The organism is Gordonia sp. NB41Y (assembly GCF_030718915.1).
In the GTDB taxonomy this organism is placed as follows: Bacteria; Actinomycetota; Actinomycetes; order Mycobacteriales; family Mycobacteriaceae; genus Gordonia; species Gordonia desulfuricans.
This window is the reverse complement of record NZ_CP132196.1, coordinates 3,987,901-4,013,953: the sequence shown is the minus strand read 5'-3', so window position 1 is coordinate 4,013,953 and position 26,053 is coordinate 3,987,901. Positions and strand designations below refer to the sequence as shown.

27 protein-coding genes are annotated in these 26,053 nt (G+C 69.0%); 8 read left to right on the top strand and 19 right to left on the bottom strand.

What is annotated here, in order from left to right:
• Positions 1–59 precede the first annotated feature (59 nt).
• The 5 genes from Q9K23_RS17355 to Q9K23_RS17335 all read right to left on the bottom strand — a co-directional run bounded on the left by Q9K23_RS17355 (position 60) and on the right by Q9K23_RS17335 (position 4,038).
• A complete protein-coding gene (locus tag Q9K23_RS17355) occupies positions 60–1,346 on the bottom strand; it encodes an LmeA family phospholipid-binding protein (RefSeq protein WP_053778288.1) in 1,287 nt (428 codons plus the stop codon).
• 31 nt (positions 1,347–1,377) lie between these two features.
• On the bottom strand, positions 1,378–2,178 hold the full coding sequence (locus tag Q9K23_RS17350) for a carbon-nitrogen hydrolase family protein (RefSeq protein WP_305950215.1): 801 nt from the start codon (positions 2,176–2,178) through the stop codon (positions 1,378–1,380).
• Between the two features lie 22 nt (positions 2,179–2,200).
• Positions 2,201–2,905 carry a class I SAM-dependent methyltransferase gene (locus tag Q9K23_RS17345; RefSeq protein WP_261978062.1) on the bottom strand — a complete coding sequence of 235 codons (705 nt, stop codon included), beginning with the start codon at positions 2,903–2,905 and terminating at the stop codon, positions 2,201–2,203.
• A gap of 79 nt (positions 2,906–2,984) precedes the next feature.
• Positions 2,985–3,494 (bottom strand): DUF2505 domain-containing protein, encoded by a 510-nt coding sequence (locus Q9K23_RS17340; protein WP_020792430.1) that lies wholly within the window; start codon positions 3,492–3,494, stop codon positions 2,985–2,987.
• A 49-nt stretch (positions 3,495–3,543) separates the two neighbouring features.
• The gene (locus Q9K23_RS17335) at positions 3,544–4,038 is read right to left on the bottom strand and encodes a DUF2505 domain-containing protein (protein WP_020792429.1); all 495 of its coding nucleotides are present in this window, start codon (positions 4,036–4,038) and stop codon (positions 3,544–3,546) included.
• A gap of 125 nt (positions 4,039–4,163) precedes the next feature.
• Here Q9K23_RS17335 and Q9K23_RS17330 point away from each other — a divergent pair, with 125 nt between their 5' ends.
• Positions 4,164–5,243 carry a UDP-N-acetylmuramate dehydrogenase gene (locus Q9K23_RS17330; RefSeq protein WP_020794347.1) on the top strand — a complete coding sequence of 360 codons (1,080 nt, stop codon included), beginning with the start codon at positions 4,164–4,166 and terminating at the stop codon, positions 5,241–5,243.
• Positions 5,244–5,262: 19 nt separating this feature from the next.
• Positions 5,263–6,777: an FUSC family protein gene (locus Q9K23_RS17325; protein ID WP_053778289.1), complete on the top strand. Its 1,515-nt coding sequence runs from the start codon at positions 5,263–5,265 to the stop codon at positions 6,775–6,777.
• Here Q9K23_RS17325 and Q9K23_RS17320 read toward each other — a convergent pair.
• Positions 6,744–7,424: a GyrI-like domain-containing protein gene (locus tag Q9K23_RS17320; RefSeq protein WP_053778320.1), complete on the bottom strand. Its 681-nt coding sequence runs from the start codon at positions 7,422–7,424 to the stop codon at positions 6,744–6,746. The genes Q9K23_RS17325 and Q9K23_RS17320 overlap by 34 nt on opposite strands.
• Before the next feature lie 150 nt (positions 7,425–7,574).
• On the opposite strand from Q9K23_RS17320, the gene Q9K23_RS17315 reads away from it, so the two are divergent.
• The 3 genes from Q9K23_RS17315 (at position 7,575) to Q9K23_RS17305 (ending at position 10,571) form a co-directional block, all read left to right on the top strand.
• A complete protein-coding gene (locus tag Q9K23_RS17315) occupies positions 7,575–8,384 on the top strand; it encodes a DUF5666 domain-containing protein (RefSeq protein ID WP_305950214.1) in 810 nt (269 codons plus the stop codon).
• 64 nt (positions 8,385–8,448) lie between these two features.
• Complete coding sequence (locus Q9K23_RS17310; protein WP_053778292.1) at positions 8,449–9,156, top strand: response regulator transcription factor; 708 nt, start codon at positions 8,449–8,451, stop codon at positions 9,154–9,156.
• Positions 9,153–10,571 carry a HAMP domain-containing sensor histidine kinase gene (locus Q9K23_RS17305; protein WP_305950213.1) on the top strand — a complete coding sequence of 473 codons (1,419 nt, stop codon included), beginning with the start codon at positions 9,153–9,155 and terminating at the stop codon, positions 10,569–10,571. The genes Q9K23_RS17310 and Q9K23_RS17305 overlap by 4 nt, the downstream gene beginning before the upstream one ends.
• Here Q9K23_RS17305 and Q9K23_RS17300 read toward each other — a convergent pair.
• From Q9K23_RS17300 to Q9K23_RS17260, 9 genes are all read right to left on the bottom strand, one after another.
• Positions 10,568–11,650 carry an alpha/beta hydrolase gene (locus tag Q9K23_RS17300; RefSeq protein WP_053778293.1) on the bottom strand — a complete coding sequence of 361 codons (1,083 nt, stop codon included), beginning with the start codon at positions 11,648–11,650 and terminating at the stop codon, positions 10,568–10,570. The two genes, Q9K23_RS17305 and Q9K23_RS17300, sit on opposite strands and share 4 nt — an antisense overlap.
• Before the next feature lie 66 nt (positions 11,651–11,716).
• On the bottom strand, positions 11,717–12,619 hold the full coding sequence (locus tag Q9K23_RS17295; protein ID WP_305950212.1) for a MerR family transcriptional regulator: 903 nt from the start codon (positions 12,617–12,619) through the stop codon (positions 11,717–11,719).
• A gap of 53 nt (positions 12,620–12,672) precedes the next feature.
• Positions 12,673–13,110 carry a hypothetical protein gene (locus tag Q9K23_RS17290; RefSeq protein WP_053778294.1) on the bottom strand — a complete coding sequence of 146 codons (438 nt, stop codon included), beginning with the start codon at positions 13,108–13,110 and terminating at the stop codon, positions 12,673–12,675.
• Entirely contained in the window at positions 13,107–14,297 is a 1,191-nt protein-coding gene (locus tag Q9K23_RS17285) for an FAD-binding oxidoreductase (RefSeq protein ID WP_053778321.1), read from the bottom strand. Before Q9K23_RS17285 ends, Q9K23_RS17290 begins: the two co-directional genes overlap by 4 nt.
• Positions 14,298–14,371: 74 nt before the next feature.
• Complete coding sequence (locus tag Q9K23_RS17280) at positions 14,372–14,839, bottom strand: Rrf2 family transcriptional regulator (RefSeq protein WP_053778295.1); 468 nt, start codon at positions 14,837–14,839, stop codon at positions 14,372–14,374.
• Positions 14,840–15,184: 345 nt separating this feature from the next.
• Positions 15,185–15,499, bottom strand: a complete 315-nt coding sequence (locus Q9K23_RS17275; RefSeq protein ID WP_053778296.1) for a DUF2516 family protein — start codon at positions 15,497–15,499, stop codon at positions 15,185–15,187.
• A gap of 105 nt (positions 15,500–15,604) precedes the next feature.
• A complete protein-coding gene (locus Q9K23_RS17270; RefSeq protein ID WP_305950554.1) occupies positions 15,605–16,780 on the bottom strand; it encodes a heparin-binding hemagglutinin in 1,176 nt (391 codons plus the stop codon).
• Positions 16,781–16,785: 5 nt separating this feature from the next.
• Entirely contained in the window at positions 16,786–17,259 is a 474-nt protein-coding gene (locus Q9K23_RS17265; protein WP_020790907.1) for a helix-turn-helix transcriptional regulator, read from the bottom strand.
• A 247-nt stretch (positions 17,260–17,506) separates the two neighbouring features.
• Positions 17,507–18,844: a DUF445 family protein gene (locus Q9K23_RS17260; RefSeq protein ID WP_053778322.1), complete on the bottom strand. Its 1,338-nt coding sequence runs from the start codon at positions 18,842–18,844 to the stop codon at positions 17,507–17,509.
• A gap of 52 nt (positions 18,845–18,896) precedes the next feature.
• Here Q9K23_RS17260 and Q9K23_RS17255 point away from each other — a divergent pair, with 52 nt between their 5' ends.
• Entirely contained in the window at positions 18,897–19,730 is an 834-nt protein-coding gene (locus Q9K23_RS17255) for a TetR/AcrR family transcriptional regulator (protein ID WP_261978066.1), read from the top strand.
• Between the two features lie 33 nt (positions 19,731–19,763).
• Positions 19,764–20,678, top strand: coding sequence for a polyphosphate kinase 2 family protein (locus tag Q9K23_RS17250; protein WP_020792676.1), 915 nt, complete (start codon positions 19,764–19,766; stop codon positions 20,676–20,678).
• 858 nt (positions 20,679–21,536) lie between these two features.
• On the opposite strand, the gene Q9K23_RS17245 is transcribed toward Q9K23_RS17250, so the two are convergent.
• Positions 21,537–22,751 (bottom strand): benzoate/H(+) symporter BenE family transporter, encoded by a 1,215-nt coding sequence (locus tag Q9K23_RS17245; protein ID WP_053778299.1) that lies wholly within the window; start codon positions 22,749–22,751, stop codon positions 21,537–21,539.
• A gap of 109 nt (positions 22,752–22,860) precedes the next feature.
• Between Q9K23_RS17245 and Q9K23_RS17240 the strand changes: the two genes are divergently transcribed.
• Positions 22,861–23,403 (top strand): helix-turn-helix transcriptional regulator, encoded by a 543-nt coding sequence (locus Q9K23_RS17240; protein WP_053778300.1) that lies wholly within the window; start codon positions 22,861–22,863, stop codon positions 23,401–23,403.
• A gap of 25 nt (positions 23,404–23,428) precedes the next feature.
• Here the strand turns inward: Q9K23_RS17240 and Q9K23_RS17235 are convergent, their stop codons facing one another.
• The 3 genes from Q9K23_RS17235 to Q9K23_RS17225 all read right to left on the bottom strand — a co-directional run bounded on the left by Q9K23_RS17235 (position 23,429) and on the right by Q9K23_RS17225 (position 25,970).
• Positions 23,429–24,346, bottom strand: coding sequence for a cation diffusion facilitator family transporter (locus Q9K23_RS17235; protein ID WP_020794307.1), 918 nt, complete (start codon positions 24,344–24,346; stop codon positions 23,429–23,431).
• 72 nt (positions 24,347–24,418) lie between these two features.
• On the bottom strand, positions 24,419–25,522 hold the full coding sequence (locus tag Q9K23_RS17230; RefSeq protein ID WP_020794305.1) for an FUSC family protein: 1,104 nt from the start codon (positions 25,520–25,522) through the stop codon (positions 24,419–24,421).
• 10 nt (positions 25,523–25,532) lie between these two features.
• Positions 25,533–25,970: a DUF3151 domain-containing protein gene (locus tag Q9K23_RS17225; protein WP_020794304.1), complete on the bottom strand. Its 438-nt coding sequence runs from the start codon at positions 25,968–25,970 to the stop codon at positions 25,533–25,535.
• Positions 25,971–26,053 lie beyond the last annotated feature (83 nt).

Here is a 26,053-nt window from a genome sequence, read left to right as displayed (position 1 = left end):
GCCGGGTGGAGAATCGGACATCTCCCAGCCTACCGGGATCAGAACAGTGACTACCGGGATCAGAACAGTGAGCAGCTGCTCGTCTGCTGCCCGCCGGCGGTCTGCATCTGCGACAGGTCGAGGTTCGATCCGGTCACCGAGAAGTCCACGCCCTGCTCGGTCACCTTCAGGTCCTGCACCGTGATGTCGTCGGTGAGCTCGCCGAACAAGGTGTCACCGAAGCCGTCGACGAACTGCTGGGCGTAGTCGGCCGGGATACCGAAGATGAAGGCGCTCGCCTCGACCGCGGTGAACGTGACCTTGCCCTGGTCGAGCACCGGCTTGAGGGTCAGGCTCACCGGGATCGGGATGAACCCGAGCTGTGCGGCGGCGTCGACCTTGATGGTGCCGTCGGCGGGATTGCCGACCAGCGAGGTGATCTGGGTGTTGGCCAGGAAGTTCTCGCCCCCGGTGCCGCCGGTGGTTCCCCCGGTCTGGCCGGATCCCTGCCCGCCCAGCCCGAACTGTCCGTCCTTGCTGAGGTCGACGATGCGCTGGAAGGACACGAACCCGGTGCCCTTCACCGAGTCGATCTTGACCGCATCACCGCTCTGGGTGACACCGTCGGCGCGGACGTGCAGGCGGATGGCCGAGCTGCCACCGGAATCGTCGGTGTCGATCTGGACATACGGCAGATTCTTGCTGATCACCTGCACCAGCACCGGTTTCTTGCTCAGCGAGACGCTCACCGGTTGTCCGGTGATCTCGCCGAGCTGGTCCTGGAGGCAGTTGGTGATCCGGCTGCGGAAGAACAACTCCGATCCCACCAGCGCGATGACGACGAGCAGCACCACACCGACCGCGCCGAGTGCGATGAACTTGCCCTTGCCGCCACGGCCGGGTGCGCTGGTCACCACGCCGTCGGCCGGCGGTTGGGTCGGCGGTTCCTGCGGCGGCAGGGTCTGCGTCCCGGTCGAGGTGAACGTCGCCGTTGCCGGCTTGGCCGATGCGGCGTTGCGCGGATCGGTCGGAGTGGGGCTCGTCGGCGCCTCGGACATCTGCGAGTACGCCCGCGGCTGCTCGGCGGTCGCGATGGGCTCCCACATGTCGGTGGCCGCTTTCTCGGCGGGTTCGGTGGACGGTTCACCGCCCGCCGGTTCGTCCCCGGCGGTTGCGCTGTCTGTGGTTGCGCTGTCTGTCGTTGCGCTGTCGGGTGATTCGCCGGAATTCGCCCCGGTCATCTCACGGGTCGCCGGGTCGTCGGTCGCCGGATGACCGGTGGCCGGGACGTCCTGCGATCGACCGACGCCGCCACTGTCCTCCGTGCTCGGCGCGGTGCGGGATTCGTCGTTGGGGTCCTCGGACATGCGTTCGGTCCTTCGGCATCGTCGGAAAAGGTCAGAAGTGGAATGTGCGCTGGTTGGCCAGCACGGCGAGCTGCTCGCGCGCTCGGACGACCACACCCGGATCGAGATCGTGCACGCCGATCCGGTGGTCCCCCTCGTATGACGCGACCACGCTACCGAAGGGATCTGAGATTTGGCTATGTCCGACCCCGGTGGGGGCCTTGGCTGTGCGCACCGCCTCATCGACCGGTTCCGCCTGTCCGACGGCCACCACGTAGGCGGTCGCGTCGAGCGCCCGGGCGGTCGCCAGCGTGCGCCACTGGTCGATCTTGCCGGGACCGGCCCCCCACGACGCGGGCACCACGATCACCTCGGCGCCGTGCTCGGCGAGTGCGGCGAACAAGGCCGGGAACCGGATGTCGTAACAGGTCGCCAGTCCCACCGAGACGCCGTCGACGTCGATGACGACCGCGGTGTCACCGGCGGCGACGGTCTTCGACTCCCGGAAGCCGAACGCGTCGTAGAGGTGGATCTTGTCGTATCGGGTGCGGACACCGTCGGGTGCGGCGGCCAGCAGGGTGTTGAACACCCGGCCGTCGTCGGCGGGGGTGAACATCCCGGCCACGATGGTGACGCCGTGCGCGGCGGCGATGTCGGAGACGCCCCGCGCCCACGGGCCGTCGAGCGGTTCGGCGATGGACCCGAGCGGCACACCGAACCGGCACATCGTGGCCTCCGGGAACACGACGAGACGTGCGCCGGCCGCCGCGGCCTCGGCGGTCGCCGCGGCCACCGCCGAGAGGTTCTCCGCGGGATCGACGTCGGTGCTGATCTGGGCCATGGCAATGCGCATGCGGCTCACCCTAAACCAGTGCTCACCCCTGCCGCGGGGCCACCGTCGACCATCCGACGGTGAGGACGTTGTCGACCGATCGATGTCGGGGGATCTCGACGTCGACACCTTCGGCGCGCAGCAATCGCAGCGTCTGCGCCCACCGCGCTCGGGGCCCGAATACGGTCTGGCCTGCGGCGTTGTCCCAGCATCGGTCGGCGAGGACGAGCAGGTCGTGGATGGGTTCACCGGGGACGTTGCGGTGGATGAGCGCCTTGGGCAGCCGTTCGGCCAGATCCGAGGGGCGGGCGGTGTGCCGGGGTGCCCAGCTCAGGGTGAAGGTGCGCGGACCGTCGGCGTCGAGCAGAATCCAGGCGCACCGGCGGCCGATCTCGTCACAGGTGCCCTCGACGAGCAGTCCGCCGGGGGCCAGCCGGCCACAGATCTGCGCCCACGCATCGGCCACCTCGGACTCGTCGTACTGGCGCAGCACGTTGAACGCCCGCACCACATGGGGTCGCAGCCCGGCCAGCTCGAAACCGCCGAGGGCGAAGCGCACCCCGTCGCGGGGGTCGACGATCCGGTCGGGGTCGATCTCCAGACCCACCATCTGCAGGCCGGGTGCAACGCTGCGCAGCCGGTGCGCCATCTCGACGCAGGTGTCGGGGCGGGCGCCGTATCCGAGGTCGACGACCAGCGGGGCGGGTACCGACGTCAGTGCGCCGGTGATCGCCGGCGAGTTCGCCATCCACCGGTCGATCCGGCGCAGACGGTTGATGTTCGTCGTGCCGCGAGTGATCCGGCCCGCGGGTTTCACCGCCCTGCGATCACAGGTTCTTGTCGATCCAGTCCTTGGCGTACTCGGCCTCGGCGCGGAACAGATCGACGACGTTGACCAGCATGAGCTGCTCGAGTTTGCCGTTGACGAACGGGATGAAGACCTTCACCTCGGTGGTCTTGCGGAGGGTGCAGCCGGTCTCGGTGCGCAGCAGCTCCTGCCATCCGGTGAGGCTGCCCGGCCCGGCCGGGATGGACGCGGTGTAGTCGCCCTTGGTGTTGTCGGGATCGAAGGGTCCGAACGACTCCTCACGGGTGATCACCATGTCCTTCATCAGGACGGTCTGGGCGATCGCCGGCAGCTGGTCGCGGCCGATGTGTTGCTTGAGGATCACCTTCATGCCGGTCTCGTCGGCCCGGAAATCCTCCACCTCACAGTGTGGGGAGATCATCTGGAAGCCCGCCATCATGTCATCCCAGTACTGACGGGTGCATTGAGCTTCGTAGAGCTTTTCCGGCGCATGGGTGTAGCGCGCGGAGTAGCTGAGACGTCGTGCCATAACGGTCTAGCGTACGTGACCGTCCCGTTACCTTCGCCGGGGTGGGGGCTCAGGGGTGCTCGACGTCCCAGGTCACGGTCTTCTCTCGCTCGTTGTCGAGCAGTGCCTCGAGCTCGCCGATGATGGCCTTCTCGATCTTGCCGCCGAGGAAGGGGATGCTCACCGTCGCCGAGCCGGTGTAGCCGACCGTGGCCGGGTCGCCGCTCACCGAGATCTCGCCGTCGACCTTGGCCGGAGCACCGGTGACGGTGGCCGTCATGGTGCCGGTGATGGTGTCGCCGGAACGGGTGAAGCGCACGGTGCGGGGGATCTCGAGGTCGCCGGGACGCACGGCGGTGACCGCCGACGGCAGCCGGTCCTCGGGGACGCCCTGCTTGAGTTCGATCACAACGGTGTCGCCGTCGCGATGGAACGACTCGAGCGAGCCGTGGCTGGAGTTCGTCGCCTCGAGCAGGTCATGCCAGTACTGCTCGGTGGACACGATGTCCCAGTACCGGGCGGTGGAGAACGGAAAGGACACCGAGTGCTTGAGCGAGCTCGCCATGCCGAGGAGATTACTCGACGCCTCCGGCGGACCGCGCCGCGTCCCGGCTCGGCCACGTGTGCGCCGGGCCGGGACGCCGATCGCCGAGATCTCACGAGCCCGGTGGCCGGGTTACCCTCACTGCCGTGACCGAGACATCGCTGCAGCACGGGGTGCCGCTCGCCGGCCTGACCACTCTGCGAGTCGGCGGACCGGCCCGCGCACTGATCCGCTGCGCGCAGACGCGTGACCTGGTGGAGGAGATCGCCGCCGCCGACGCCGCGGGCGAACCGGTCCTGATCATCGGCGGCGGGTCCAATCTGCTGATCTCCGACGACGGGTTCCCCGGCACCGCGATCGTGGTGGGCAGTTCCCGGATCGAGTTCGGCACCGGCCGCGAGTCGGGCCGCGCCCATGTGACCGCCGACGCCGGGGTGGTGTGGGACGACCTGGTGGCCCGCACCGTCGCCGAGGGGTACGGCGGTCTGGAATGTTTGTCGGGCATCCCCGGTTCGACCGGAGCGACCCCGGTCCAGAACGTCGGGGCGTACGGCGTGGAGGTGGCCGACATCCTGCGGTCGGTGCAGGTGCTCGACCGGCGGGCGGGCAACCTGCGCTGGGTCTCGCCCAACGAACTCGGACTCGGCTACCGCACGTCGCGGCTCAAGCACCGCGACGAGATGGTGGTGGTGGCGGTGTCGTTCTGGTTGAACGACGACCGGCTCAGCCGGCCGCTGCGCTACCGCGAGCTCTCGGAGTCGATGGGCGTCGAGCCCGGCGGGCAGGCCGACGCCGCCGAGGTGCGCGAGCATGTGCTGGCGACCCGACGACGCAAGGGGATGGTCCTCGACCCCGCCGACCACGACACCTGGAGTGCGGGCTCGTTCTTCACCAACCCGATCGTCGCCGACGCCGATGCGGCATCGGTCCTGGAGCGGATCCGCTCACAGGTGGGTCCCGATGCCGCGGTGCCGGAGTACCCGGCCGAGGGCGGCACCAAGTTGTCGGCGGGCTGGCTGATCGAGCGTGCCGGCTTCGCCAAGGGCCATCCCGGCCCCGATGCGCTCGTCCGACTGTCAACGAAACACACTCTGGCACTGACCAATCGGGGTTCGGCGTCGACGTCGGACGTACTCGCCCTGGCCCGCGAGGTACGCGACGGCGTGGCCGACGCCTTCGGTGTGGTGCTGCACCCCGAGCCCGTGCTGGTGGGGTGCTCGTTGTGATCTCCGCTCGCGCGTTCCGGTGACCGCCGATCCCGTTCCGGCCGCTGAACACACACCGACCGCCGACCCCACCCAGCTCCCCGTCCGGTCGGATCCGACCGTCCACGAAGGGTTTCCGCATCGCCCCTCGGTCCGCACCATCCTGTTCGGGGTGGACGGCGCGCGGTCACGGATCGGCGGTGCACTCCGCGCACTGATCGCGGTGGCCCTGCCGGGTCTGGTGGGGCTCGCCGTCGGCGGCGGGGTCGGCGCGGCCGTCTCCACCCTCGGTGCGTTCGCGGTGGTGTACGGCGAACGCCGCCTGCACCGGGTCCGGTGGCAGGTGGTGTGCGGCTACGGGGTGGTCCTCGTCGGCTGCGCCACCGCGGGTGCGCTGGTCGGCCACGGCATGCGCTCGTGGCCGACCGCCCTCGGCTGGATCGCCTTGTGCGCCTTGATGATCGCGATCGCCGTCGGAGCCGCGGTCTGGGTGGATCTGCTCCGCGAACCCGCGCCCGGCTCGTTTCTGCTGGTGTTGTGCGCCGAACTCGCCGGGGTGCTGGTGGCACATTCGACGGCCTCGGTCGGTGCGGTGATCGGATGGACGGCGGCCGGGGCGGGGTCGGCGCTGCTGGTGACGCTGTGCGCGGCACTCCCCGATGTGTGGCGGTCCCGGACCGGCCGGGCCGACACGGATTCGCCGGCGATCACGTCCACACCGGACCCGGAACGCACCGACACCCCGACCGTGGCCGAGCGGCTGCGCTGGGGACACCGCAGCGTCCGCACCCGCACCCTCGCGTTGCGCCTCGGGCTCGCCTGCGTGATCGCCGGTGGCGCCGCGATCGCCGTCGGCCTGCCCCGCCCCGACTGGGCGGTGATCACCGCGGCGATGATCCTGCACCAGGGACCCGACCGGCTCCTCGGCAGCTGGCGCGGGGTGCACCGCCTGGTCGGCACCGTGCTCGGAGTACTGGTGCTCGCTGCCCTCGCCGTACCCCTGCAGATCCCGGCGGTGCTGATCATCGCCGTGGCGGTGCTGATGGCGGTCACCGAGGTCTTCCTGGTGGTGAACTACTCGATCGCGATGATCGTGATCACTCCGCTGGCCATGATCCTGGGTGAGCTGGCGCCGCCGGCATCGCTGGGCCCCACCCTGTTCGCCCGCATCCTGGAGACCGTCGTGGGTGTGACGGTCGCGGTGACCGTGCTGTGGGTCGTCCTGCCCCGGGCACACCGGTCGATCCTCGCCGATGCGAATGCGCGGGTGGCCGCGTCGATCACCGATGCCGCGACCGAACCCGATTCACTGCCCCATCACCGTCGGCTCGACCACGCCCTGCGGACCGGGGCCGCCGCCCTCCGGCATGCCGCGCACTGTGAACCCGAGTGGGCCCGGCGACGGTGGCCGGCACATCACGGACTGCACACCTCCGGCCGCGAACTGCTGGCCGATCGGGAACGCGCCGCCACGGCGGCGCCGATGCCCGCACCCCCGATCCGACCGCGTCCGGGCGCCCCTCAGGATGGGTCGGAGGCGGGCCCCACCGGCTGACGCAGGATGGTGCGGAGCCGCTGCACCGCCGTCCGACGGAAGTCGCTCAGATAGATCTCGTGGTGGGTGCCGGTCATCGCGAGTCCGTGCGCGGGGATGAACCGCTGGTGCATCTCCTCGAGCACCGGTGCCTCGTCGTCGAACGACCCGACGTGCAGCGTCTGCACACAGCGTCCCTCGGTGAGCCCGGCGACCCGGATGTCGTCGATCCGGCCGGGTACCGCACGCTTGGCACGAACGGCACCGAACGCCGCCTCGACATCCTCGGCGCCGAGCCAGTCCGGGATCATCAGCAGCAAGGTCCAGTCCCAGCGGGACTTGTCGCGTGCGGTGGTGAAGGAATCCGGATCCGTGGCCCACCACAGACCCTCGAGCGGTGGGACGACGTAGTCGCGACCCAGCTCCCGCTTGCTGTGGAACTTCAGGGCGTACGCCACCGGATACAGCGCGGCGATCGCCTCGGCGAACTCCGGTGCCGAGTTCGGGTCACCGTGGCCGTCGATCATCAGATACGACCTGGCCGGGACGTCGACGATGTCGAATCGCCCGCGGCGCGCCCGGTAGTCGGCCGACGTCTTGCCGAAGTCGACCTTCTCGAACTCCCCGCCCCTGCCCGGATCGTCGGCCTGCTCGTGCGATCCACCCACCGGCACTCCTCTCCTCGGGTCCGGCCCCGGTCCAGGACGGGGTGCCTGACCTGGGACACCGCCGCACCCCGACCGCTGCACCCCGACCGCTGCGGACACCTTCAGAAACCCTTCAGTTGCGGCCCCTGTCCGATCCATACCGTATGTCCCATGAGTGATTCACGTGCACCGCAGGACAACAACGACAACATCGACGGCGACGCGGAGACCACCCCCGTCGTCCACCCCGACGATGCCCCCACCACGGCACACCCGGCCGACCCGACCACCGCCATCCCCGCGGCACCCACCGCCCCCTACTCCGGCAACGAACCGGCAGGCGCGGTTCCGGCAGGGGCTGTCCCGGCAGCGGCCGGCGCCCCGGCATCCAGCTCGCGCTGGTCGTTCGTCCGCTCCCACCGCACCGCGATCATCACCGGCGTCTCCGCGCTGATCGTCGGCGGGATCATCGGCGGCGGCATCGGCTGGGCGGCGAGCGGTGACGGCGACGGTCATCGGGGCGGACGCGGCGGCCACTCCCAGATGCAGGGTGACCGGGACGGTTCCGGCCAGGGTGACCGCGGCGGCCGTGGCGGCATGGGCGGCGGACAGATGGGCGGCGGTCAGATGGGCAGTGGTCAGATGGGTGGCGAGAACGGCCCCGGCATGCGTGGCGGACGCGGCGTGATGGGTGAGATCACCGCGATCAACGGCGACACCTGGACCGTCCGCACCGGCGACGACACCGAGATCACCGTGACCGTCGGCGGCGAGACCGGCTTCGGTACCGGCCGCGCACCGGCCGAGCGCGGCGACTTCGCCGTCGGCGACGAGGTCATGGTGGCCGGTGACCGCGACGGCGACAAGATCACCGCCACCCGCATCGCCAAGGCACCCGAACGCGGTACGCAGGGCAACTCCGGTACGCCGGGCGGCACCGACACCCCGAGCGCCCCGTCCACCGCCGGCACCCCCAGCTGAGCACCGTGCGAATCGGGTCCGGCGTCGTCCCCGCCGGGCCCGGGCACTGGCAGAATCTGAAGTCGTGAACGCGACGGTCCTGGTCATCGAGGACTCCACATCCATCCGGGTCGCCCTGACGGCGGCCCTCACCGACGCCGGGCATCGGGTGATCGCCCGCGAGGACGGCGCCCGCCTCGAGCACGATCTCCACGAGTTCGCCCCCGACGTGGTGCTGCTCGACGTCATGCTGCCCGGCTCCGACGGCTTCACCCTGCTCGACGTCGTCCGACGCCGCAGCGACGCCGGCATCATGATGGTCACCGCGCGCGACGCCGTCGCCGACCGGCTACACGGTCTGACCGAGGGTGCCGACGACTACATCACCAAACCGTTCGAGATGGCCGAGCTCGTCGCCCGCGTCGGGGCCGTGCTGCGCAGACGCGGCGCCCACACCGACCTGCTCTACGTCGACGATCTGGTGATCGACCAGGATCAGGGGGTCGCCACCCGTGCCGGCACGCCACTGGCGTTGACCCCCACCGAGTTCCGCGTCCTGTGCTTCCTGGCCCAACGACGCGACCGGGTGGTCACCAAGACCCAGATCCTCACCGGGGTGTGGGGATATGACCACTACGACCCCAACCTCGTCGAGGTCAACGTGAGCGCATTGCGCCGCAAACTCGAAGCCCACGGGCCCCGGCTGCTGCAGACCGAACGCGGCCGCGGCTACACGCTGCGGCCCGCCGCACCGGATGCCGCAGGCGCCGCCACCGCGGCGGGCCGATCGTGAGGCTGCGCCGCCGGATCACCGGCGGTTCGCTGCAGGCCCGGGTCACCCTGGCCGCGGTCGCCGTGGTCACCCTCGCCCTGGTCGCGATCATCGCGATCGGGGCGACGCTGTTCACGGTGGCGAGCAACCAGGCCGCCGAGGCCCTGCTGGCCGATCGGGAAGCCCTCGCCCAGCAGTATGCCGGCAACTCGTCGAACCCCGAGATGTTCCTGCGCCGGATCGAGAACGAGTCGGTGCGCGCACGCGTCCGGCTGGCCGACGGCACCGAGGTGGGCCGGCCCACCCGCGGCTCGGTCGCCCAGCGCGACGTCCGGCTGAAGGGGTCGGGCCGGTCGTGGAGCGACGACGCCGAGGTGACCCTGGCGATCGACGGTGACCTGCTCGGTGAGGTGCGCTCCCGGCTGCTCGTCGACATGGTCGTCACGGGCGTCGTCGCACTCGCCGTGACCGCCCTGCTGCTGTGGTTCGGGATGCGGTACGCGTTGTCGCCGCTCGACTCGATGACCTCGGTGGCGCGATCCATCGCCGCAGGCCGGCGCGGTACCCGCCTCGACCCGGCGCGCACCGACACCGAACTCGGGCGGACGGCGGCGGCCTTCGACGACATGCTCGACTCGCTCGAGGGTGCCGAGGCACGCCAGCGTGCGGCACAGGAGCAGGTGCGTCGGTTCGTCGCCGATGCCGCCCATGAACTGCGTACCCCGGTCACCGGGGTGCAGGCGATCGCCGAGACGCTGTTGCAGATGCGCCCCGACGCCGACCCGGAGGAACGCGAGGAACTGTTGCTGCTGCTCGTGCAGGAGACCCGACGCGCCGGGCGGCTGGTCGACGACATGGTCGACATGGCCCGGATCGACGCCGGTCTGACACTGCAACCGTCGTCCACCGACCTCACCGCGCTCGCCGACGAACAGTGCCGGCGCGTGGCCCTGCTGCATCCCGACCTCGACATCACCTGTTCCGGCGACGCCCCGCTGACCTGGGCAGATCCGGGGCGTGTGTCGCAGATCCTGGCGAATCTCGTCGACAACGCCTGTCAGGCCACCCCGGCCGGCGGACGGGTGGCGGTCGCCGTCTCGGCAACGCCGACCACGGTCTCGGCGACGGTCACCGACACCGGCGTCGGGGTGCCCGAGGCCGACCGGGAACGCATCTTCGACCAGATGGTGCGGCTCGATGTCTCCCGGGACCGCCGCTCCGGCGGCGCCGGACTCGGACTGGCGGTGGCGCGGGGGCTGGCCCGCTCCCACGGCGGCGAGCTGAGTCTGCTCGACACCGACGGACCGGGCGCCACGTTCCGGCTGGATATACCGCTCACCGACGCACCCGGGGACACCCCGGCAACCGAGGCCACCGCACCCGACGGCTCCGGTGCCCCCGCCGACGCGGAGGACACCGGCCGGTCCGGGGACTAGTGGTCGGCGGGCAGCGTCGAGCCGGTCTCGGTGGCCTGCTGTTCGAGGATGTCGTCGATCACGCCGGCCGCCTCGATCGGGGCCATGTGGCCGACCCCCTCCAGCACCACCAGGTCGCGCAGATCGCCCTGGTCACGCAGGACCTGTGCCATCCGTTCGGCGTGGATCACCGGGGTGAGCCGGTCCCGATCGCCGACGATCACGGTGGTCGGCACCCGCAGCGCACGTAGCCCGGCGAGCACGTCGAGCCGGCCCATCGCCGCACCCCATCCGGCCCGGACCCGTGCCGGACACTGCGAGACCATCGCGTCGACAAAGGCGACATGTGCCGCGCGGGCGTGGGGTCCGAGCGCGATGTAGTGCGAGAACCGGTCGTTGAACGCGGTGTGTGGCAACGGCACGGGTGTGGAGGTGACGAGGCGTCCGACGGTCGGCTGGAACGGCCGGCTGTAGAACGGCAGGTTCTCAGGGATCAGGCGATGGTTGCCGAGCACGTCGACCGCCGCGGTGGAGATCAACGCCACCGACGACGCGACGTCGGGCACCTTGCCGGCGAACTGCGCCGCCCACGACATGACGGTCATGCCGCCCATGCTGTGCCCGATGATCATGGCCTTGCGTCCAGCCGGGAGTACCGCGGTGAGCACCGCGTCGAGGTCCTGGCCGAGCAGGTCGATGGTGGGACGGGTGCGACTCACCTGACTGCGGCCGTGTCCGCGCTGGTCGTAGACCACCACGGTCCGCTCCGGGGTGAGCCGGTTGATCTGGGCGTTCCAGAAGCTGGTGTTGCAGGTCCATCCGTGTGCGGCGACGATCACCTCGGCATCGGATGTGGCCGGATCGGGTCCGTGGATCTCCACGTACAGGTGGGTGCCGTCGGTGGCGACGACCTCCCGGCGGATCGGCTCGGCCGCCGGGGTGGCGATCAGTTCGTCCGGGCCGTCGTCGACCGCTCGTTCGGCGGTCAGTGCCTCGCGCGCGAGTGCGGCGAAGATGCCGCCGATCCCGGCTGCGGCCCCCACCGCCACGGCACCGGCTGCCGCTCCTGCCACACCCATGAGTGCAGTGCGTGTTCGCATGGTTCTCTCCCCCTCCAAGACCCGACGATCAGGTCTTCGGTCCATCTCCGCGCGTCGCCACGCGGGCTATCCTTCGGCCGTCTTTCCGGCCGTCTCCTCCCCGTCAACGAGATCGGTGAGATCACGATTCCCGGCCTCGCCGGCGCCGGCGGAGTCGCGGTCGGCTGCGGTGTCGTGGCCGTCGGCGGTGTCGCGATCGGCTGCGGTGTCGCGGTCGTCGAGGACGGTGATGCCCGCGTCGTCGTCGGCGGTCACGTCGAAGTAGGTCGACGCCTGCCCGATCGCGCGGGTGATCTCGTCGTCGAGCGCCTTACGGAAGGTGGTCTCCACGATCTCGTGGGCCATCGGCCGGACCGTCTGGATCAGGTCTGCGACCTTGCTGATGGTGTCCTCGCCGAGGTCGGGCAGGTTCTCGTTGACGTATTTGTCGGTGATGATCGAGACGAAGCTGCGTGCGGCGTCCTCGAGATCACCCTGTACACGGACGAAGCGGTCGAGCAGGACGTCGATGTCGATCCCGCTCTTGACCAGTACCTCGGCACCCTCGAGGACCTCGGGGTTCTTGACCGCGTAGTGGGCGCCGTCCTTGACCAGCAGACCCAGTTTCTGGCTCAGTGCGATGGAGCGCTCGCTGGCGTTGAGCGACTTGCGCAGTTCGGTGAAGGTGATGGTCGCGGCCCGCTTGAAGTTGCGGAACCGGCCACCCTTGGGTGGGGTGCCGCGCAGCACGTGCTCGACCTTCATCCCGTAGTGCGCGGCGTGCAGCAGTTCGCTGATGGTGGCGAAGGTGTACCCACGCTCGAGCATCCGGGAGATCAGGTTCAACCGGACGAGATGGTCCTCGGTGTACCAGCCGGTGCGTCCCCGGATGGTGGGGGGCGGGAGCAGACCGCGGTCCTGATAGACGCGGATGTTGCGCACGCTGACCCCGGACGCCTCGGCAAGGTCGTTGATCCGATACTCAGCCACGCAGGTCAGTCTATTCCGCTTCGATCCGGCCGCATGCGGCCCGCTCCCGCGCGTCACGCGAGAAGCAGTACTCCGATCGCGATCAGCACGCCCACCTTGACCACCTCGAATGCCACATACACCAGGTGGGTGTTGCTGCGCGGGCCCTCGACGTAGGCGTCGCCGGCCGCGAGCACGGCGTCGGAGCGACGGTTGAGCACCGGGCGGACGCCGCCGACCTGGATGGCCAGCAGCACCGCGACGATGATCACGAGGATGCCCTGGGCGTCCCCGATCCAGCCGCCGGCGGCGGCGCAGACCACCAGTACGACGGCCCACACCACCTCGACGGCGTTGAGCGCCCGGAACACCAGCCGGCCAATGCCCAGGCCCAGCGGGATGGTGATCCCGGGGGCCCGGAACTTCAGCGGTGCCTCGATGAACGAGATCGCGAACACCATCCCCAGCCACAGGAAGGTGGCCGCGGTGGCGAACGCCGAGGCGGTACTCATCGGGAGCTGCCGGTGCGCAGCAGTTCCGGACCGAAGGTCTCGTAGTGGATCCGGTCCTCGGGGATGTCGCGGGCCAGCAGCTGCTCGCGCACGGCGCCCATGAAACCGGCCGGGCCACACAGCATCGCGTGCACGCCGTCGGCGAGCTCGATCCCGTCCAGCGACATCTGGCCGACGCGGACGTCGTCGGAGTTCACATGCTCCACACCCTGCTCGTACCACTGGTACAGGCGGGCGTCGTCGAGATTCTCCACCAGGGAGGCGAGCTGACCGCGGTGGGGCTGGCGGGCACGCGAACGGTCGGCGTGCAGGACGGTGACCTGACGCTGCCGGCCGTTGGCGCCCAGAGCGTTGAGCAGACCGATCACCGGGGTGCAGCCGATCCCTGCCGAGGCCAGCAGCAGCGGCGAATCATCATCGGGCAGAACGAGATCGCCGAACGGTGTGGACACATGCAGGGTGTCACCCTCGAAGACGTGCTCGTGCAGGTGCGCCGACACCTCACCGGCGAGCTTGACGCTGAACGTCCACTCGGCGCGGCGATCGGCCGGGCCGGTCAGGCTGTACTGCCGGATCTGGTGTGCGCCGTCGGCGAGCGGAACCTGCACCGAGATGTACTGTCCGGGATGGAAAGTCGGCAGCTCGGCACCGTCGGGTCGGGCCAGCACGAAGGACACGGTGTCCGGCGACGCCTGGGTCCGGCCGGTGACCAGCAGATCGCGCCACACCTGTCCGGGCTCGACACCGGCTGCGGCGTAGAGGTCGGCCTCCTCGCGGATCAGCACATCGGCCATGTCCCAATACAGTTCGTCCCACGCATTGGCGACCTCGGGTGTCACCGCGGCACCGAGGACCTCCACGATCGCACCGAACAGGTGCTCGTGGACCACCGCGTACTGATCGCGGGTGACGCCGAGCGAGGCGTGCTTGTGGGCGATCCGGTCGATGATGAACCGCTGACGACGCAGATCGGGCTCGAGCTGCAGGTGGGCGTAGGCGGCGATCGAGCCGGCGAGGGCCAGCGGCTGCTCCCCGGACTGCTGATGGCTGCGGTTGAACAGGTTGTCGAGCAACTCCGGATGCGCGGTGAACATGCGGTTGTAGAAGTTCGGGGTGATCTCGCCGAGCGCACCTTCGACAGCGGGAAGGGTGGCGGCAACGGTTTCACGAGTGGCCTGCGACAGCACGGCATTCTCCATTCGATAGGTCCCCGGGCGGGTACCGATTGGGTATCCGGGCGGGAAAGGTAGGTCGCCGAGGGCTATTCGGCGACCCGGTCCACCTCGGCGACGTTTCGCCGCGGCAGGTCGAGGGTGAGCAGCACCGCACCGGTGGGGTCGGCGACCAGGTCGCCGACGGTCTGCTCGTCGAGGCTGGCGAAGAACGCCCGGCGTGCGGCGGCAAGCGCCCCACGCAGACGACAGGCGATCCGGAGCGGGCAGGGGGTGAGGCCGTCACAGTCGACGACCTCCCCCTCCCCTTCCAGCCGCCCCGCCAGCCACCCGACCCGGGCGGTCCGCCCGAGTTCGGTGATGACGAGCCCACCGGTTCGACCGCGCCGGGAGTGGACGATCCCGAGCTCGGACAACCGACCGACGACCTTCGCCACATGTGTATATGGCACCTCGAGGTCATCGGCCAGTGCTCGTGTGGTCATCGACCCGTCCCCCTGCACCGCCAGCCGCATCACCACGCGGAGGCCGATGTCGGTGAACCGGGTCAATTGCACAACTACACTTCACCATAATTTGCATCTGAGATGCATATTATTGGGACGTGGTCCTCGTCACGTTTGCCCGGCGGCGGCCAGACCTGGGAATCAGTGGTCGAGGCGCCGGTGCCAACGGCGATCGAGACGCTTACCCACGGTGATCGAGCCGTGCGCCAGCAATGGTTGAGCCGAGCCGACGAGGCGTGAGCCAACGATGGTTGAGCCGACGAGGAGCGTAGCGACGAGGCGTGTCGAAACCTCCGCAGCCCGACCTCCCCGACGCAACCACCACCCCGGAAGTGGACAGAAAAAAGCAGCCACCCCATGCGGAGTAGCTGCTCGGAAAGCGAACGGTTCGGCCGGTCAGCCGTGTTTACGGAACCAGGACTTGCCCTGGACTGCGTCGACGCGCGGACGTACGTCGACGAGGTAGACGATGAGGGCGACGACGCCGATCAGGTACAGGATCGTCGGAGCCTGGAAGATCCAGATGAACACCGTCGCCGCAGCGAGCAGGGACACCCACAGCACCTTGCTCTGCTTGTCCACCGCGGGGAATGCGTCCTTGCGCTGGATACTGGCATGGATCAGGGCGACAACGGCGGCCACGCCGGCGACGACGGTCAGCAGCCACAACACGATGTTCTGGCCGGCCGCAAGAACTCCCACAAGACTCACAGCGACCACTCTAGACCGACATACACGGCAGACGCCCGACGCGACCGGGCCCATGGCCGGTCGGGCTGGGCCCGCCCAGGAGTGCCCATCACCGACCGTGGACCGCTACGTCGTGGATCGCGGGACCGTGGCCTTCTTTGCCGGTGCGGCCTTCTTCGCGGCGGTCGACTTTTTCGCCGCGGTTGTCTTCTTCGCTGCGGTTGCCTTCTTCGCTGCGGTCGTCTTCGTGGCCGGCGTGGTCTTCTTGGCTGCCGTGGTCTTCTTGGCTGCCGTGGTCTTCTTGGCCGGCGTGGTCTTCTTGGCTGCCGTGACCTTCTTCGCCGCGGTCGTCTTGGCCGGCGTGGTCTTCTTGGCTGCCGTGGTCTTTGCCGGCGTAGTCGTCTTCGCTGCAGTCTTGGCCGGCGCAACCCGCTTGGCTGCGGTCGTGGTCTTCTTCGCTGCAGCCGACTTCGTCGGCGCAGCCTTCTTCGCTGCAGCCGACTTCGTGGGCGCAGCCTTCTTCGCTGCAGCCGTCTTGGCCGGCGTGGTCTTCTTGGCCGGCGCAGCGTTGTCGACAGGTGCCGCCTTTGTGGCCGGTGTAGCCGTCTTCGCCGGGGTGACCGTCTGGGCAGCCGGCGTCTTCTTCGCGGGGGCCTTCGCGGGTACAGCCTTCTTCGCCGGCACAGCCTTCGTCACCGGTGCCGCCTTCGTCACCGGTGCCGACACCTTCGGGGCCTCGATCGCCGGGTCGTCGACGATCTCCGCGTCGACGACGAGCGTCTCGACGTCGGTCACGGCCCGTTCGCCGACCAGTCGGGCCGAGGACGCGATGGTGCCCAACGCCTCCTCGGTCAGCGCGAGCGCATCGGTGTACAGCTTCTCCAGCTTCGGCCGGTTCTCCAGCGCCGAGGGCTGTGCCTTCAGCCTGCCCACCACCTGCTCGCCACGCTCGGACAACGAGGTCAGCAGGGCCGCGGCGACGGCCAGATAGGCCTCGGCCACCCGCCGCAGTTCGTCCGGCGAGAACCGCGAGGCCAGCTCGTCGATCTCGGCCGGGATCTCCACCGGCAACGCCGACAGCTTCGACCGTGCGTCGTCGAACGCGGCGAGCGCCGCCGCCAGGGCCTCGTCGATGGTCGACTGGGTCTCCTCGATCCCCCCGGCGATGCGGGCCTGGACCCCGCCCACCGTGTCGGCGATCCGCGACGGCGCCTCACCGGTCGCGGCCTCGCCTCGCTCGCGAAGATCGGTCAACAGCGCGGACACCTGGCCGAGTGCGCTGGTCAACGGGTTGTCGAGCATGGTGGTCACTCCTCGGAGTCGGGACCGTCCGGGTCACTGCCCGCTGGGGCGTCTCCCGCCGGGTCGGTTACCTCTGTGCCATGTACCTCTGGGCCGGTTGCCGCTGGGCCGTTCACCTCTGCGGCGTTCTCTTTACGGAAGGATTCGTAGATCTCGAGCAGCATCTGCTTCTGCCGCTCGTTGATGGAGTCGTCGGCGACCAGGGCATCCCGGACCGGGCTGGCCGGCCGTTCTTCGAGGATTCCGGCACGGACATACAACACCTCTGCCGAGACGCGCAGACCCTTGGCGATCTGGGCGAGCACATCGGCCGACGGTTTACGCAGACCACGTTCGATCTGACTCAGATACGGATTGCTGACGCCGGCCCGTTCGGCCAGCTGCCGCAACGAGACCTCGGCACCGAGCCGTTGCGACCGGATGAACGCCCCGATGTCCTGGGCGGCGTTCGCCACGGCATCCTGCGCGACCGCGGTCACGTTCTCGACGGCGTGCCCGACCCCACCGGAATGTGTGTCATGGGCCGGACCGGGATCCGTCCCGTCTCCCGGCGCCCCGTCCCCCGACGACCCTGCCGGGTCGTCGTAGGCGGGATGAGAGGGATCAGGGGTCTTGGATGTGCCACGCATGGTGCAAGCCAGTATCGGCGCAGGTGCTAACTCATGCAAGCACTGTGCATGCACCGCGAGTCTGTGAGGCCGCCCGGCGGTGCCGCTGCCCCGCCGATCAATGGAAGATCAGCACCGAGATCGTGTAGATCACCAGCCCGGCCAGCGAACCGACGACGGTGCCGTTGATCCGGATGAACTGCAGGTCACGCCCCACCTGCAGCTCGATCTTGCGGCTGGTGTCGTCGGCGTCCCAGCCGCGCACGGTCTCGGTGATCACCGAGATGATCTCCCGCGAGTAGTTGGTCGCCACGTGATTGGCGACACGTGCCACCCAGCCGTTCATCTTCTCCTGCAGTGGGCGGTCGTCGCGGATCCGCACCCCCAGGTTGATCACTGCATCCGACAATGTGTTCCGCAGCGTCGAGTTGGGGTCGGCGAGCATCTGCTCGATCACGGCCTTGCCGGTGTTCCAGGCGGTCGACGCCGCACCGGCGACCTCGTCGCTGCCCACCAGCTCGTGCTTGATGCCCTCGAACCGGGCCACCATCTGTGGGTCGTGCTGCAGATCGTGGGCGAACTTCTCGACGAACTGGTGCATCGACTTGCGCAGGTCGTGCTGCGGATCGTTGCGCACCTTCTCGGTGAAGTCGACGAGCTCACGGTAGATCTTGTCGCCCACCAGCACGCTGACGAACTTCGGTTTCCACGACGGGCCCACATCCGCCTCGACCACCCGGTCGATCACTTCCTGGCTGCCGAGCGCCCACTCGTGGGCTCGGTCGCACAGGAGCTGGAAGACCGGTTCGAGTCGCTCCTCGGCGATCAGCTGGTCGAGGATACGGCCGATCGGCGGTGCCCACTCCGGTTCGGCCGCCCAACGCAGCGCGGCCTGGATGAACTGCTCGATGTCCTCGTCACGCAGCATCTCCGAGGCGAGCTTCAGTGCCCGCGCAGCCTCGTCGGACACGCGTGGTGCGTTGGCCGGATCGGCCAGCCACGTCGCCACCCGCCGCGGCATGTCCAGCTGTTCGGCACGCTGGACGATCACCTCCGGCGTCATGAAGTTGTCCTCGATGAAGCCACCGAGCTGGTCGCCGATCTCGTCCTTCTTCTTACGGATCAGTGCGGTGTGCGGGATCGGGAGGCCGAGCGGATGCTTGAACAATGCGGTGACGGCGAACCAGTCGGCCAGCGCACCCACCATGCCCGCCTCCGACGCCGCCCGGACGTACCCCACCCAGGCGGCCACGTCGGCGCCGTCACGGTGCTCGAGATACCTGGTGAACAGGTAGATCAGCGCGGCGACCAGCAGCATGGCGGTCGCGACGATCTTCATCTTGCGCAGGTCACGTCGCCGCTTCTCGTCGGCCACGGAGTCACCGGCGCCGAACCCTGGAGCCGATGCCGACTCCGGCTTCCGGTGACGCCCGGCGCCCGTGATGTCGGGACTCAGTGTTGACACCCCCTCAGTTGTACCCGCTTGCAGCCACTACGCTGACGTGGTGATCGCAAATCGTCCCAGCCCCGCATCCGCGGCCCGCGCCGCGGTGTCGGCCGCGGCGACGGTGACCCGGGGCATCGAGCATGCGCTGCTCGGGGGACCCGCCGAGTCCGGGCCGAAGCCCGACGGCCGTCGCGCCCGATGGGAGAAGCACAAACAGGCCCGCCGGACCGAACTCACCGACGGCACGATCGCCGCGATCCGGGAACTCGGCGCCGATGTCGGGATGGACGAGATCGCCGGGCACATCGGCATCTCCAAGACCGTGCTCTACCGGTACTTCACCGACAAGAACGACCTGGGTGTCGCGGTCACCTTCCGGTTCTTCGAGACCACACTGCTACCCCGGCTGACCGACGCGATCAGCGACGAGGTCGACGAGTACACCCTGACCCGCACGGTGATCGAGGTCTACGTCAACGCCGTCGCCGACGAGCCCGCCCTGTACCGGTTCGCCTGGTCGGCGTCGCCGACGTCGTCGGTGACCTCCGCGGAGTCGGAGAAGATCGTCGCGCAACTGCTCAACGCGACCCTCGTCAGCCGCTTCGACGAGCGGTCCGGCGATTCCTCGGGCGCCCAGGTGTGGTCGTACATGCTGGTCGGGGCCATGCAGCGCGCAGTCGACTGGTGGATGGTCGATCGGCCGATCGAGCTGCCCGAACTGATCGACTACCTGGTGATGATGGTGTGGAGTTCGATCGTCGGCGTGGCCACGTCGAACGGCTCCCGCGAACTGTTCATGGCCGACCCGCCGGCCATGCCCGACCCCGCCCCACTACCCGAACCCGGCGCGGAAACCGATCCCGATGCCGGAACCGCCACGGATTCCCCTGCCTGACCGACCCCGACCGACCCGAGGAGATCCACACCCATGGGCAAGAACGGTAAGAACGGCAACGGTACGAACGGTGGCGGTAAGAACGGCAAGAACGACCCGGCGGGCTGGCTGACCCCGGCGGTCACCGCCTTACGGGTCGGGGCGGTCGGACCGATCGCCGGCTTCGACGCCGATTCGACGCCCGGTTTCTCCGGTTCCCGGGAGCTGGGCGAGCAGTTGCTCGCCGAACGGGGCGAGGTGCTCGCGGACCTGCAGGAGTTGCTGTACGCCAACGGCCGGGCCGGCGACAACCGGTCGGTCCTGCTGGTCCTGCAGGGTATGGACACCGCGGGCAAGGGCGGCATCGTGCGCCACGTCGGCGGACTGCTCGACCCGCAGGGGCTGGCGATCAAGGGTTTCGGCAAACCCACCCCGGAGGAGCTCGAACACGACTTCCTGTGGCGGGTCCACAAGGCGTTGCCGCCGGCCGGGCGGCTCGGCATCTTCGACCGGTCGCACTACGAGGACGTCCTGCCGGTGCGCGTGCACAACCTGGTGCCGCAGTCGGAGTGGGAGAAGCGGTACGCGATCATCAACCAGTTCGAGAAGGAACTGGTCGAGTCCGGCACCACCGTCATCAAGTGCGCGCTGGTGGTGTCGAAGGCCGAGCAGAAGGCACGCCTCACCGAGCGTCTCGAACGACCCGACAAGTACTGGAAGTACAACCCCGGCGACATCGACGAGCGGGGATTCTGGGACGACTACCTGCAGGCCTACCAGGCGATCTTCGATCGTTGCGACTCCGATACCGCCCCCTGGTTCCTGATCCCGGCCAATCACAAGTGGTTCGCCCGCCTGGCGGTGTGTGAGCTGCTGATCAGTGCGCTGTCGGGACTCGATCTGGACTGGCCCCCAGCAGATTTCGACGTCGCCACCGAACTCGAGCGCATCCGGACACTCGACGACTGACCACCCCGGGTCAAGATCTTCCCAACCACTACCGGCCACAACAACCAACGGCCCGTTGATGATTGAGCCGGGACCGAGCCCAAAGGGCGAGGACCCGAGTCGAAATCTCGGTAGCGTACGTGGGGCGGTGACCAGCTCGGAGGCGGTTGCGTTGGCGAGTTCGGCCGCCTGAGGTTTCGACACGCCTCGTCGCTACGCTCCTCACCGGCTCAACCACCAAAAACACACCAACAGACCCAAAAACACGCCACCCGTTGATGATTGAGCCGGGACCGAGCCCGAAGGGCGAGGACCCGAGTCGAAATCTCGGTAGCGCGCGTGGGGCGGTGACCAGCTCAGAGTCGGTTGCGTTGGCGAGTTCGGCCGCCTGAGGTTTCGACACGCCTCGTCGCTACGCTCCTCACCGGCTCAACCACCCACTGCGGGTTGCTGATTGAGCTGATCCCTCTTCCATGAGCAAGCCGCGACTTCTTTGCTGATTGAGCCGGGACCGAGCCCAAAGGGCGAGGACCCGAGTCGAAATCTCAGTAGCGTACGTGGGGCGGTGACCAGCTCAGAAGTGGTTGCGTAGGCGAGTTCGGCCGCCTGAGGTTTCGACACGCCTCGTCGCTACGCTCCTCACCGGCTCAACCACCAAAAACACACCACCAAACCAAAAACCAACCACCCGTTGATGATTGAGCCGGGACCGAGCCCGAAGGGCGAGGACCCGTGTCGAAATCACCGCAACCCGCCCCGGATCGCAACCACTCCGAGCCGGTCACACCATCAAAGGCCCCGATGCACCCACCACCGGCCCAACCGCCGACGGCCACAACCAGATCGGGCGAGACAAACTCACTGCCGGTCGAGCAGAACTCACTCCGCCTCGGCGGACGCTCGGCTCGGCGATCCGGGTCCACCACCGAGCACCATGTGCGCGATGAGTCCGACGACGATGGCCCAGAATGCGCCGCCGATCCCCCAGAAGGTGACACCGGCGGCGGCGGTGACGAAGGTCAGCGCCGCGGCGACGCGGACTTCGGGTCGTCCGAATGCACCGAGCAGCGCGTTGGCGAAGGTCGCGAGCAGGGCCAGGCCGGCGACCGCCTCGAGCAGGCCGTGCGGGGCGAGGTCGGTGATGGTGACGAGCACCCCCGACAGTGCGGCGAGCACCAGATAGGAGATCCCCGCGCTGACCCCGGCGATCCAGCGTCGTGCCGGGTCGGCGCCGGCCTCCTCCCCCGCGGCCAGCGCGGCCGAGAGGGCGGCCAGGTTGATCGCATGACCGCCGAACGGTGCGCCGATCACCGTTCCCGTACCGGTGACGAACATCGCCGGACGCCAGGGGGTCTCGTAGCCGAAGGACTTCAGGACGGCCACCCCCGGCACGTTCTGCGACGCCATCGTGACCACGTACAGCGGGATCGCCAGACCGATGATCGACGAGGCGTCGAATTCGGGTGTGGTCCAGGCGATCTGCGGCCACCATGACGACGTTGCCGGGACGCTCACCTCGTGGACGCCGACGTAGATCCCGATCACCACCAATGCGGTGACCAGCGCCAGCGGCAATGCCCACCGGGTCAGCCAGCGGGTGGCGACCAGCCACACGAGCAGGATCGGGATGGTCAGAAGCGGCTGGACGGCAAGCGATTCCATGGGCGCCAGACACAGCACGAGCAACACCCCGGCGAGCATGGCCTGGGCGATCGGCGTGGGGATGCGGCCGATCAGATCCCCCAACGCCGGGATCAGGCCGGTGGCCAGGATCAGCACGCCGACCACCAGGAACGCACCGACCGCTGCGGGCCAGCCGCCGTGATGGTCGGCACCGGCGGCGACGAGCATGGCCGCACCCGGCGTCGACCACGCGAGCGTGATCGGAATCCGGTATCGCAGACAGAGCACGATGATGCCCACCCCGAAGGTCACGGTGAGCGCGAGGAGCCCGGAGGCGGCCTGGCCGGCATCGGCACCGACCGCACGCAGACCCGCCACCACCACGACGAACGACGAGGTGAATCCCACCAGCGCGGTGACGACACCGGCGGTGATCGGTTCGCTCAGAGAGGTCCGGGCGGGGGTGGTCACCGACCCAGCATAGCGATATCGTTCTGTTTACGGAACGCATGTTCCCGGACCGGATCTCGACCGGCCGACACCGCGAAGACCCCAGGATTTCGATGACCACAGGATTTCGATGACCACAGACACCGCACCCGGCGATCCGCGGCGCCGGATGGTCGGTGCCCGCATCGCCGACCTCCGGTCGCAGCGCGGGTTGAGTATGTCCGCTCTGGCGCGCGCCGCCGGAATCGGCAAGGGCTCACTGTCCGAACTCGAATCCGGACAACGCAATCCGACGCTCGACACCCTCTACGCCGTCGCGGGACCCCTCGGGGTGCCACTCACCGCACTGCTCGGCGGACAGTCCGGCACCGAGGGCGCCGACCCCCATCTCTCGGCACGGCTGCTGCATGTGGAGCATCACCCGGACGGCGGGGTGACCGAGGTGTTCTGGCTGCGTGTCGGGCCCGGGATGCGGGTCTCACCCGCGCACGGCGACGGCGTCGTCGAACACCTTCAGGTGGTGCGCGGACATCTCGTCGCCGGCCCGACCGGCGCGGAATCGGCGGCCGGGCCGGGCGAGAGCCTGCACTGGGTCTCCGACACCGAGCACACCTACCGCAGCGACGACAGCGCGCTGGCCGTGCTCACCATCGAGTCACCGGCGGGTACCTGAGCGACGGCCGGGCGACCGACCGCGACTACCAGGTGAGGTGTTCGCGGCAGTGTTCGCTCTCGTCGGACGGGTCGATCTGCACGGTGGCGTGGGCCAGGCCGTGCCGTTCCAGGATCTCGTGCGCCTGCGGAAGCACCTCGGCATTCGGGCAGGCGCTGGTCAGGTGCACGGTGGCCACGTCCATGCCGGTGGTCAGCGACCAGACGTGCAGGTCGTGGACATCGTCGACCTGCGGGATCTCGGCGAGTTCCCGACGCAGTGCGTCGACGTCGAGGTGCGCGGGGGCCTGCTGGTTGAGGATGCGCAGGGCGTCGAGGGCCAGTCGCAGCGCCCGCGGCACCACCCACAGGGCGATCCCGACCGCGACGACGATGTCGGCGTAGCCCCATCCGGTGGCCATGGCGACGATGCCGGCCACGAGCACCCCGACACTGCCGACGGCGTCGGCGAGCACCTCGAGGTAGGCGCCCTTGACCGCGATCGACTCACGGGAATCGGCGCGCAACAACAGCATCACGCCGAGGTTCACCGCGAGACCGATCAGCGCGACGATGATCAGGGTGAGGCCGGGGACCTCGGGGTCGGAGCCGATCCGTTCGATCGCCTCGTAGAGGACGAAGACCGCGACGCCGATCAACAACACAGCGTTGGCGACGGCGGTGAACACCTCCGCCCGATGCCATCCGAAGGTGCGGGTGTCGGTGGTCCGGCCGTGTCGGGCCAGCAGGAGCGCGGTCAGACCCATGACGAGCGCGACCACGTCGGTCAGCATGTGTCCGGCGTCGGCGATCAGCGCGAGCGAGTTGACCGCGATACCGACGGTCAGCTCCACCACGAAGTAGCCGCCGATCAGGCCGACGGCGACGGCCATCGGCCAGATGCGGCGTCGTGCGGCGTCGGCGACGTCGACCGGTGCGTGCGAGTGCGAATGTGAGTGACCCATGACATCCCCAATATATGCACGAGTTCGCATATATGACAAGGGTTAGGTCACCCTCACCGGTCCGCCAGGGGGTCAGCGCAGGGTGGCCAGGGCCGACGAGCGTCGCAGACCGGCCACCATCAGCAGGTCCACCAGCAATGATCGGAGTTCGGCGAGCAGCGCCGTCTCCGACAACCCGCGATCGGCGACGAGCTCCGGGCGTGCTTTGCGTGCCACGGTGCGCAGCACGCGGGCCGCGTCGGCGGCGTCCGGGGACTGGCCGGGGTCGGCGAGCATCATCTCGCGCAGGATCTCGAAGGCACCGGACAGGTCGGCGATGATCTCGATGAGTTCGGGCCGGACCTCTTCACCGCGCTGGGTGATGGCCAGGGCTCGTCGCGCGACCACCCGGAAGTTGCGCACGCCGTTGTCGATCGGGTCGGCGGTCGCCGAGATCTTCTGCAGGCGCATCCGCGAACCCCAGTAGAGCGGCGAGATCGTGCCGATCTCGCGCCCGCCTCGCATGTCCGAGCGCATGGTGTTGATCGCGGCCTGGGTGCCACGTCCTTTGAGCAGCGCGGCGTAGACGAGGTCCTCGTCCTGTTCGCGCAGGCCGGTGGCGAGTTCGGTGGCCGCATCACGCACGATGGCCAGCACACCGGCGGCATCGCGTCGGGCCCGGGCGGTGGGATTGGCCGGCAGCAGTGCCCCCACCAGGATGCCGATCAGGCCACCGGTCAGCGCGTCGATCGCACGATGGAAGCCACCGATCCCACCCGGTGGCAGCAGGGTGGCCACCAGCACCGCCGACGACGCCGCCTGCATCGGGATCAGCGGGCCGTCGTCGAGGAACACCGCGACCGCCATCGCCAGGGCCACCACCACCACGATCTGCCACGCGCCCGAGCCGATCTGGGTGATCAGCAGGTCGCCGACGAGGATCCCGATGGTGACGCCGCCGACGAGTTCGACGGCCCGTCGCCAGCGTCGTCCCAGGGACAGGCCGAGGGAGATGACCGCCGCGATCGGCGCGAAGAAGGGCTGCGCGTGACCGAGGATGTCGAGGGCGAACCACCAGGCCAGGCCGGCCGCCACCGAACACTGCAGGATCGGCCCCGCCGACAGCCACAGCCGCCGGATACGTACCCGCAGCACCGGGGGCAGCGCCTGGAACCGGTCCCGGACCCACGAGATCACGGCGCTCCGCTCAGGCCAGGCCGAGTTCACCCGCAGCGGTCGGGTCGCTGTCGTTCAACAGGTCGAGGCAGCGCAGGTATTCGTCTTCCTCACCGATCGACTGCGCGGCACGCGCGAGTGCGCCGACGCAGCGCAGGAACCCCTGGTTGGGCTCGTGTCGCCACGGCACCGGACCGAATCCCTTCCAGCCGTGCCGACGCAGCTGGTCAAGGCCGCGGTGGTAGCCGGTCCGGGCGTAGCCATAGGCCTCGATGACCTTGCTCTTACCCGGGTCGTCGGCCGCACCGGCCAGCGCGGCCTCGGCGAGATATGCCCACGCGATCGAGGCGGTCGGGTGGGTCGCCGCCACCGTCGCCGGGTCAGCACCGTTCAGCAGGTCCGATTCCGCGTCGTCGTCACCGGTCAGCAGAACCGGCTGAGGGCCGAGGAGGTCTCCGAAGGAAGTCACCTTGTCATTCAATCACCGATGGTCCGGTCTCCCCAGATGATGCTCGTCGGGGCAGTTCGCTAGGGTGAAGTCGCACTGGAGTC

Bases quoted from the DNA above. Each gene is read 5' to 3' on its own strand.
- Q9K23_RS17355 (WP_053778288.1), bottom strand. From the start codon at position 1,346: ATGTCCGAGGACCCCAACGACGAATCCCGCACCGCGCCGAGCACGGAG.
- Q9K23_RS17350 (WP_305950215.1), bottom strand. From the start codon at position 2,178: ATGCGCATTGCCATGGCCCAGATCAGCACCGACGTCGATCCCGCGGAG.
- Q9K23_RS17345 (WP_261978062.1), bottom strand. From the start codon at position 2,905: ATGGCGAACTCGCCGGCGATCACCGGCGCACTGACGTCGGTACCCGCC.
- Q9K23_RS17340 (WP_020792430.1), bottom strand. From the start codon at position 3,494: ATGGCACGACGTCTCAGCTACTCCGCGCGCTACACCCATGCGCCGGAA.
- Q9K23_RS17335 (WP_020792429.1), bottom strand. From the start codon at position 4,038: ATGGCGAGCTCGCTCAAGCACTCGGTGTCCTTTCCGTTCTCCACCGCC.
- Q9K23_RS17315 (WP_305950214.1), top strand. From the start codon at position 7,575: ATGAGTGATTCACGTGCACCGCAGGACAACAACGACAACATCGACGGC.
- Q9K23_RS17300 (WP_053778293.1), bottom strand. From the start codon at position 11,650: ATGCGAACACGCACTGCACTCATGGGTGTGGCAGGAGCGGCAGCCGGT.
- Q9K23_RS17290 (WP_053778294.1), bottom strand. From the start codon at position 13,110: ATGAGTACCGCCTCGGCGTTCGCCACCGCGGCCACCTTCCTGTGGCTG.
- Q9K23_RS17270 (WP_305950554.1), bottom strand. From the start codon at position 16,780: ATGCTCGACAACCCGTTGACCAGCGCACTCGGCCAGGTGTCCGCGCTG.
- Q9K23_RS17250 (WP_020792676.1), top strand. From the start codon at position 19,764: ATGGGCAAGAACGGTAAGAACGGCAACGGTACGAACGGTGGCGGTAAG.
- Q9K23_RS17240 (WP_053778300.1), top strand. From the start codon at position 22,861: ATGACCACAGACACCGCACCCGGCGATCCGCGGCGCCGGATGGTCGGT.
- Q9K23_RS17235 (WP_020794307.1), bottom strand. From the start codon at position 24,346: ATGGGTCACTCACATTCGCACTCGCACGCACCGGTCGACGTCGCCGAC.